Origin of the sequence: Streptomyces sp. WELS2 (genome assembly GCF_013870595.1) — a bacterium.
Taxonomy (GTDB): domain Bacteria; phylum Actinomycetota; class Actinomycetes; order Streptomycetales; family Streptomycetaceae; genus Streptomyces.
The window spans coordinates 1-8,251 of the sequence record NZ_JACBWZ010000226.1 but is presented as its reverse complement, the minus strand read 5'-3'; the positions used below and the strand labels follow the sequence as shown (position 1 = coordinate 8,251).

Annotated in this window: 5 protein-coding genes and 1 pseudogene; 1 reads left to right on the top strand and 5 read right to left on the bottom strand. The window is 73.5% G+C overall.

Translation table 11 applies throughout. The features are described from left to right. The 4 genes and pseudogenes from H5J33_RS15600 to H5J33_RS15585 form a co-directional block, all read right to left on the bottom strand. A pseudogene (locus tag H5J33_RS15600) lies at positions 1-738 on the bottom strand (NHLP bacteriocin export ABC transporter permease/ATPase subunit); the annotation flags it as partial. A gap of 1 nt (position 739) precedes the next feature. Then, on the bottom strand, positions 740-2,959 hold the full coding sequence (locus H5J33_RS15595; protein WP_181795511.1) for an NHLP family bacteriocin export ABC transporter peptidase/permease/ATPase subunit: 2,220 nt from the start codon (positions 2,957-2,959) through the stop codon (positions 740-742). Further along, on the bottom strand, positions 2,956-3,762 hold the full coding sequence (locus H5J33_RS15590) for an HlyD family efflux transporter periplasmic adaptor subunit (protein ID WP_181795510.1): 807 nt from the start codon (positions 3,760-3,762) through the stop codon (positions 2,956-2,958). Before H5J33_RS15590 ends, H5J33_RS15595 begins: the two co-directional genes overlap by 4 nt. Positions 3,763-3,888: 126 nt before the next feature. Next, on the bottom strand, positions 3,889-4,107 hold the full coding sequence (locus H5J33_RS15585; RefSeq protein WP_030607508.1) for a hypothetical protein: 219 nt from the start codon (positions 4,105-4,107) through the stop codon (positions 3,889-3,891). Positions 4,108-4,737: 630 nt separating this feature from the next. On the opposite strand from H5J33_RS15585, the gene H5J33_RS15580 reads away from it, so the two are divergent. Continuing rightward, positions 4,738-6,000 carry a S1 family peptidase gene (locus tag H5J33_RS15580; protein ID WP_258565122.1) on the top strand — a complete coding sequence of 421 codons (1,263 nt, stop codon included), beginning with the start codon at positions 4,738-4,740 and terminating at the stop codon, positions 5,998-6,000. Positions 6,001-6,156: 156 nt separating this feature from the next. Here the strand turns inward: H5J33_RS15580 and H5J33_RS15575 are convergent. Further along, the coding region (locus H5J33_RS15575) for a SpoIIE family protein phosphatase (RefSeq protein ID WP_181795509.1) at positions 6,157-8,251 on the bottom strand (2,095 nt) is incomplete at its 5' end.

Sequence of the window (8,251 nt, the reverse complement as noted above, 5' to 3'; positions counted from 1 at the left end):
CCTTGGTCCGGCCCGGCTGGGCGATTGCGGCAGCGCTGCTCACAGCCCGTACTCCGCCTCACCGGCCCTGATCCCGGCGGCCGTACGCGTCTCGTGTGCCTGTTCCAGCTGCTCGATCCACCGGTCCAGCGCGGTCAGCAGCCGGTACTGCTGGTCCACCATGCTCTGCCACAGCGCCGGGTCCATCAGCAGATCGGCCGCGGCCTCGGCGCCGTACAGCGAGCCGTACTGCACACTGCCCGGCGGCACCTGCATCCAGAACACGTCGTCGTCGGCGGGCGCGGCGGCGCGTTCGTCCGCCAGCGGCGCCTGGAAGAGGACGGACAGGCCCCGGCCGACGCCGAGCGCGACCGCGTACTCCAGCGGGCTGGAGGCCGGCGGCACGTACTGCGGGGTGCCGTACTCGTCGTAGGACCAGGTCTGGGTGCCGGCCGGCTGGTACAGCTCGCGCAGGCCGACACGGTGCACCACACAGTCCCGGACCGGGCGGGCCACCAGGGTGTGCCGGGGTCCGGTGACCGGGCCGAGCAGCAGCGTGCCCGCCTCCAGCCGGCCGAGGTGGTGCCAGTGGCCCTGCTGGGCGGCGTCCACCGCGAACAGGTCCAGCGCGCCGGCCGCGACCAGCCACAGCACCTGCGGACCCTCCAGGTCCAGCCGGCCCAGGCCGGCGCAGTCCAGCCGGGTGCCCAGCGCACCCAGCGCCTCGAGGACGAGGTCGCCTTCCCGCACGGATGTCATCTCACCGCTCCCTGACCAGCGCCGCGTACGCGCCGCCGCGCGCCACCAGCTCCTCGTGCCGTCCGCGCTCCACGACCGTGCCGTGCTCCAGGACGACGATCTCGTCGCTGTCGCGGACCGTGCTCAGCCGGTGCGCGATCACCACACAGGCGCAGCCGCGCCGGCGCAGGTTGTCCATCACCACCAGCTCGGTCTCCGCGTCCAGCGCGCTGGTCACCTCGTCCAGCACCAGGATGCTCGGCCGGCGCACCAGCGCCCGCGCGATCTCCAGGCGCTGGCGCTGCCCGCCGGAGAAGTTCCGGCCGTCCTGCTCCACCTTGCTGTGGATGCCGCCGGGCCGGCGCATCACCACGTCGTACAGCGCCGCGTCCTTCAGCGCCTCCACCACCGCCTCGTCGGGGATCGACGGGTCCCACAGGGCCACGTTGTCGCGGACCGAGCCCTCGAACAGGAAGACGTCCTGGTCCACGAAGGAGACGGAGGCGGCGAGGGCGCCGCGCGGGATGTCCTCCAGCCGGCGGCCGTCGATGCGGATCACCCCGTCCCACGGCGTGTACAGGCCCGAGATCAGCCGGGAGACCGTGGACTTGCCGCTGCCCGAGCCGCCGACCAGCGCCACCTGCCGCCCGGGGCCCACGGTCAGGTCGAAGCCGGTCAGCAGCGGCCGGTCCAGCGGGCTGTAGCCGAAGGTGATGTTCTCCAGCTCCACATGGCCGTGCAGCCGCCGGGCGGAGTCCCCGCCGGGGCGGGCGTAGAGCGGGTCGGTCCGGAAGTTCTCCACGTCCTTCAGCCGGGCCACGTCGGCCGCGAAGTCCTGGATGCGGCCCGCCACGCCGTTGAGCCGGGTCAGCGGCGCCGTGAAGCGGGCGACCAGCGCCTGGAAGGCGACCAGCAGCCCGACCGAGATGTGCCCCTCCACCGCGCGCAGTCCGCCGATCCACAGGATGAGCGCGCTGTTGAAGGTGGCGAGCGTCGGCGCGACCACGCCCAGCCAGGCGCTCGGCACGCCGAGCCGCTGCTGCTCCTCCAGCGTGGTGGCGTGCTGCCCGGCCCACTTGCGGAAGTAGCCGTCCTCGCCGCCGGTCGCCTTCAGCGTCTCGATCAGCTGAAGACCGGTGTACGAGGTGTTGGTGAGCCGCGCGGTGTCCGCGCGCAGCTTCGCCGTACGGGTCGCGCGCAGCCGTACGACGAGCCGCATGGCCACCACGTTCAGCAGCGCCACGGCGATGCCGACGAAGGTCAGCTGCGGATCGTAGGTGTACAGCAGGACCGCGTACAGCACGACCACGATCGCGTCCACGCCGGCCGCCGCGAGGTCGCGGGCCAGGGTCTCGGCGACCTGGTCGTTGGACTGCAGGCGCTGCACCAGGTCGGCGGGGGAGCGCTGGGCGAAGAACGTCACCGGCAGCCGCAGCAGATGGCGCAGGAACCGGGCGCTGGAGAGGGTGGAGGAGATGATCCGGCCGTGCAGCAGGTTGGCCTGCTGGAGCCAGGTCAGCACCAGTGTCAGCAGCACACAGGCGGCCATCGAGGTGAACAGCACGCCCAGCAGCGAGGTCTGCCCGCCGATGAGGAACGTGTCGATGTAGGTGCGGCTGAGCGCGGGCACGGCCGCGCCGACCGCGACCAGCAGCAGGCTCGCCAGCACCGCCGCCGGGAGGGTGCCGGCGGTGCCGCGCAGCCGGGCCGGCATCGCGCCGAGCACTCCGGAGCGGTGCCCGCCCCGGGTGAAGCCCTCGCCGGGCTCCAGCACGAGGACGACTCCGGTGAAGCTGCCGTCGAACTCCTCCATGGGCACGAAACGGCGGCCCTTGGCGGGGTCGTTGACGTACACCCCGCGCCGGCCGAGGCGGCGGCCCATGCCGTCGTAGACGACGTAGTGGTTGAACTCCCAGAAGAGGATGGCCGGGGCCCGCACCTCGGCGAGGGCGGCCAGGTCCATCTGCATGCCCTTGGCGGTCAGCCCGTAACCGCGGGCCGCCTTCAGCAGGTTGGAGGCGCGGGAGCCGTCGCGGGAGACACCGCAGGCGATGCGCAGCTCCTCCAGCGGGACGTGCCGGCCGTAGTGGGCGAGGACCATCGCGAGGGAGGCGGCGCCGCACTCGACGGCCTCCATCTGCAGCACGGTGGGCGTACGGACCCTGCCGGTACGGGACTTGGGGGCCGGCCGCTTGGCGGGGGCCGCCCGTCTGCGGCCACGGGTTTCCTGGGCGGTGGTCACGGGAGCAGCCAATCGACGGGGTGCTGGTCGGCGAGGTGGACGGAGCCGGTGGCGAGGGTCATGGACTCCAGCCGGAAGGGCGGTCCGCCGGCGCTGGACCAGCGGTAACCGCTCTTGGTGGAGGGCGACTTCGCGAGCTCCACCAGGACGGCGACCGGACGGCCCTTGCGGGTGAACTGCTCGCCGAGCTGGCTGTCGCCGAGGTACGCGGCGATCGACTGGGCCGACTGCGCGCCGCGGTCCACCGACTTGACGGTGCCGCGCAGCACGCCGTACCGCTGTGCCGGGACCGAGGAGACGGTCAGGTCGACGGAGGCGTGCGCCGGGATGGCCGCGGCGTTCTCGGCGGGCACGTACACGGTCGCGTACAGCGGGTCGGAGGCGTGGGCGACCTTCTCGACGGCGGCGACGTCGGTGCCGGTCTGGATGATCTGCCCGATGGACGCGGCGAGCGTGGTGACGCGGCCGGCGGCGACCGTGCGCACCACCGTCTCGCCTTGTTCCGTACGGACCTTGAGGACGGGCGCGTTCGCGGGGAGCCGTTCGCCCTGCCGGGCGAGGACGGCCGTCACCTGGCCGGCCACCGGGCTCTGGAGCAGATAACTGCCCTGTCCGTGGGTGAGGATGGCGGGCGCGCCGACCGTGGAGGCGACCGAGCCGGTCACCGCCCACACGGAGGCGGCGGCCATGACGACGACGGTGACGCCGAGCGCGAGCCAGCCCTGCGGGCGGGCCAGCCGCACCGGCAGGTCCAGCTCCTCCGGTGACTGGAGCTTGGCGAGGGCCTGTTGGCGGAACTGCACGGAACTTCCCTCACCTGTGGGGGAGACGCATGAGGTGACGCATGGGGTGACGCGTGTGGTGCACAACGTCCGAGAGTCCCGGAGCCGAGGACGGCTCCGGGACTTCGGGTGACACCGGGGGTGCGATCAGAGACCGGCGACCAGGCCGTTGATCGGGGCGGTGTTCAGGCCGGTGACACCCTCGACGGTGCCGACGACCGTGTTCACCAGACCGGTCACGCCGGGGGCGATCTCGTTCACGGTGCCCAGGGTGCTGTTGAGGGTGTTCACGGACAGACCGCCGGAGACGTTGTCCAGCTCGGCGTCCGAGATCTCGACGGTCTCGACCTGGGGGGTGGAGTTCATGATGGAACTTCCCTTCGTATGGATAACTTCACAAGGGGGGAGCGGCCCCCTCTGGGGACAGACGGACGGCCGCGACCGCGGGCGCCGGGCACCCGGCTCCGGGGCCCGCCGGACCTCTGCGGTGCGATGGATCAAAGCACGCACGCGGGGCGCGCTTCCAATCAACCAGGGCTCTCACCTGGGCAATTGGCTTTCGGCGGGGTTCATACGTGCAGGCGTGCGCACGCCGTGTCGGCGACTCCTTCACATGCCACACGGCATCGCCGCGACGGGTGTCTTGCGGGGCGGAGAGCGAATCCGGCACTTCTCGCCAAAGGCGTGCCGCGGGGTGCGCGGTTGTGCAGAAGCCCCGGTGCCGGTGAGGTGCCTGGGTAATGGATGTGCAGATTCCCTGAAGGGGGAATTCCGCTTGATGCCGACAGCTGATCGTTACTGTTCGGTAGCTGACGGTGATTGGTCGAACTGTTGGCGGGGTGTGGCTGGTTCACCACCCCACCCCGGCCGCACGGAACCGGAATTGAACACACCGCGCCGCCGGTGCGTACCTACGGCCATCCAGGCGCCGCGATACCCACTCCGGTCCGCACGGCCCGCGAGCGGCGGGCTCCCCGTCCCAGGAGGTCGAGAAGGTTGAGTCACAAGCGAATGCCCCGGCGCAGGACCGCGATGGCGGTGGGCGGTGTCGCGGCACTCGGCGCGGCGGCGTTTCTGCTCCCCCACGCCAACGCCTCGCAGGACGCGGGGGACGACGGCCGGGCGCCGGGCGCCACCGGTACCGCGAGGACCCTGCGGGCCACGGACGCGCCGGACCTCGACGCCCGGCTGCGGGGGCTCCTCGGTGACGCCTTCGCCGGCTCCTACTACGACAGCGGCCGGCAACAGCTCGTCGTCAACGTGGTCAGCGGCGACGACGACGTCATCGTCCGGGCCGAGAAGGCCGGCGCGGTCGTCCGGCAGGTGGCCCACAGCGCCGCCGAACTCGGGGCCGCCGCCCGGACGCTGAAGGCCGGGGCGGCCATCCCGGGCACCTCCTGGGCCGTCGACCCGCGCACCGACAAGGTCCTCGTCACCGCCGACTCCACGGTGACCGGCGCCCGGTGGGACAGGCTCCGGTCGGCCGTGCGCGGACTCGGCCCCGGCATGGCGACCCTGAAGAAGTCCGCCGGCACGTTCAAGACGTTCGCCTCGGGCGGCGACGCCGTCTTCTCCCGGGTCCGGGGCGGCGGCGTGCGCTGCTCCCTCGGCTTCAACGTCACCGCCGCCGACGGCAGCCCCGCCTTCCTGACGGCCGGTCACTGCGGGGTCGCCGCCCAGAGGTGGTCCGACACGGAGACCGGCGGGCCGACAGCCACCGTCGACCAGGCGACCTTTCCCGGCCAGGGCGACTTCTCCCTCGTCAAGTACGACGACCCGGGCACCCGGGCGCCCGGCGAGGTCGACACCGGCGACGGCCGGACCGTGACCATCAGCCGGGCCGCCGAGGCCACCGTCGGCCAGGCCGTGTTCCGGATGGGTTCCACCACCGGGCTGCACGACGGCCGGGTGACCGGGCTGGACGCCACCGTCAACTTCCGGAGCGAGACCGACCCGAACGGTGTGGACACCGTCACCGGCCTGATCCAGACGGACGTGTGCGCCGAGCCCGGCGACAGCGGCGGGCCCCTGTTCACCCAGGCCGGCGAAGCCCTCGGCCTCACCTCCGGCGGCAGCGGCGACTGCACCGGAGGCGGCGAGACCTTCTTCCAGCCGGTCACCGCCGCCCTCCGGGCCACGGGGGCGACCCTCGGCGGCGGAGCGGGCGGAGCGGAGGATCAGTCCGGTTCCGGTTCCGCTTCCGGTTCCCGTTCCGGTGCCGGTGATGACGGGACTCCGGCCCTCACCGGTACGCGCTGAGCGGACCGGCACCCTTGGACTCCCCGGCCGGCCCCCCTCGGTTCCAGCCGGCGGGGAGCGGTCCGGCCCTCCGGCGGGAGGGCCGGACCCGGACCGTCGGAGGGATCTCGTCGTCCGGTGGGAAAGCCCCGTCGGTGGCCGGGTCCCGGCCGACGTTCAGCCGTCGTCGCGGGCCCTGAGCAGCAGGACCGCCACGTCGTCCGCCCGTTCCCGCGCCGCCACGCTGTGCCGGATCACCTCGTCCGCCAGGCTCTCGAGCGGCTGGTCGCCGACGTCCGCGAGCAGCCCGCCGAGGTCCGCCAGCGCGTCCTCGATGTCGACGCCGGGGGACTCCACCAGCCCGTCGGTGTACAGGACGAGGACCGAGCCCGGGGCCAGGGACACCTCGGTCGTGGGATACACGGCCGAGGCGTCGATGCCGAGCAGCGGGCCCCCGGCCAGGTCCAGCACCCGTACCTTTCCGTCCGGCCGGCGCAGCAGCGGCGGCGGATGGCCCGCCCGCGCCATCACGGCCCGCCCGTGCGCCGGATCCAGCCGCAGATACAGACAACTGGCGAACAGCTCGGCGCCGAGGTCGATCAGCAGCCGGTTGGTGCTGCTGATCACCTCGTGCGGGGCCTGCCCCACCGTGGTGTACGCCCGCACGCCGGTGCGGATCTGCCCCATCAGACCCGCCGCGGTCACGTTGTGCCCCTGGACGTCCCCGATCACCGCCGCCGCCAGCGGCCGGGCCAGCACCAGGTCGTAGAAGTCGCCGCCGATCTCCATGCCGTGGGTGGCGGGCAGATAGCGGGCCGCCGCCTCGATGCCGGGCAGCGGCGCCAGCGAGTGCGGCAGCAGCGCCTGCTGGAGGCCGTGCGCCAGGCTGTGCTTCGCGTCGTAGAGCCGGGCCCGCTCCAGGGCCTGCGCGATCAGCCCGCCGAGCGAGGTCAGCACCGCCCGTTCGTCGGCGGGGAACACATGCGGCTCGGCGTAGGCCAGCACACAGGTGCCCACCGGCCGGCCGGACGCGATCAGCGGCAGATACGCCCAGGCCGCGAAGCCGTCCGGGGTCTCGTGCCGGCTCGGATACAGCCGCTCCAGGTGCGCCCGGGAGTCGAAGAAGGCCGGCACGCCGGTGTTGAGCACCTGCGTGCCCGGGGTCCGCTCGGCCAGCGGCAGCCCCTCGAACCGCTCCACGATGTGCGGGTCCTGGTAGCCGCGGTGCCCGAGCACGTGCAGCCGCCCGCCGTGCGACCCGAGGATCGCCATCGCCTGGCTGCCGACGGCGGGGGCCACCTCGTCCCAGACCAGCTGCACCACGTCCCGCACCCCCACCGCCTCGGTCAGCGCGCCCGCCAGGCTCAGCACCTGGGAGATCGTCATCAGCCTGGACGGGCCCGGGCCGGAGGGCCGGGCCCCGTGCGGGGCGTCCGTCACCGAGCGGGCCCGGCTGACGCGCACGCTCAGCCCGGTCGTGCCCGGGTACAGCCGGAACCACAGCCAGTCCCCGGGCGGGCGCAGCGCCACGAACGACGCCATCTGCTGGCTGAGCAGCGCCGCCCGGTAGCGGTCCTCGTACATCGGGTCGTTCAGCCAGGGCACCGACGCCCACAGGGGCGTGCCCAGCAGTTCCCCGGCCGGCCGGCCGAGCAGTTCGGCGGCGGCCGGGTTCACGAAGCCGATCCGGCCGTGCAGATCCAGCGACATCAGCCCGTACGGCAGCCGGGACACCAGCCGCGCCGCCTCGACCGAGCCCAGCGTCTCCGCCACGGTCGCGGCCCCGGCCACCGCCGACGTCTGCACATCCCCCTCCGGGCCCGGCGGCCGGGGCCATGCCGCCGACCGTTCCAGCCGCAGCGCCAGCCGCTCGCAGGCCGCCCACAGACGGTCGCGTTCGGCGTCGGCCAGCTCCGCCGGATGCCCGCCGGGCCAGGTCACGAACACCGCCCCGTACACCTGCCGCTCCGTCGCCACGGGCAGCGCGGCCAGCGCGAACGGATACGGCAGCACCACCGCGATGCGCGGGTAGCAGCGGGCCATCTCCTCCTCGCCGCCCACCCACACCAGGCGCCGCTCGCACACCGCGTCCGCCACCGGCAGCGGGGCGCTCAGCCCCACCCGCTCCCACGGCGCCGCGAACGCCCGGGGCATGCCCGCGTGCACCGCCATCTCCAGGACCGGTGCGTCGGGGCGGAGCAGGTACACCGCGCCGGAGTGCGCGTGGACCTCGTGCATCATCGACACCAGGGCGAGCGACAGCAGCGGCTGG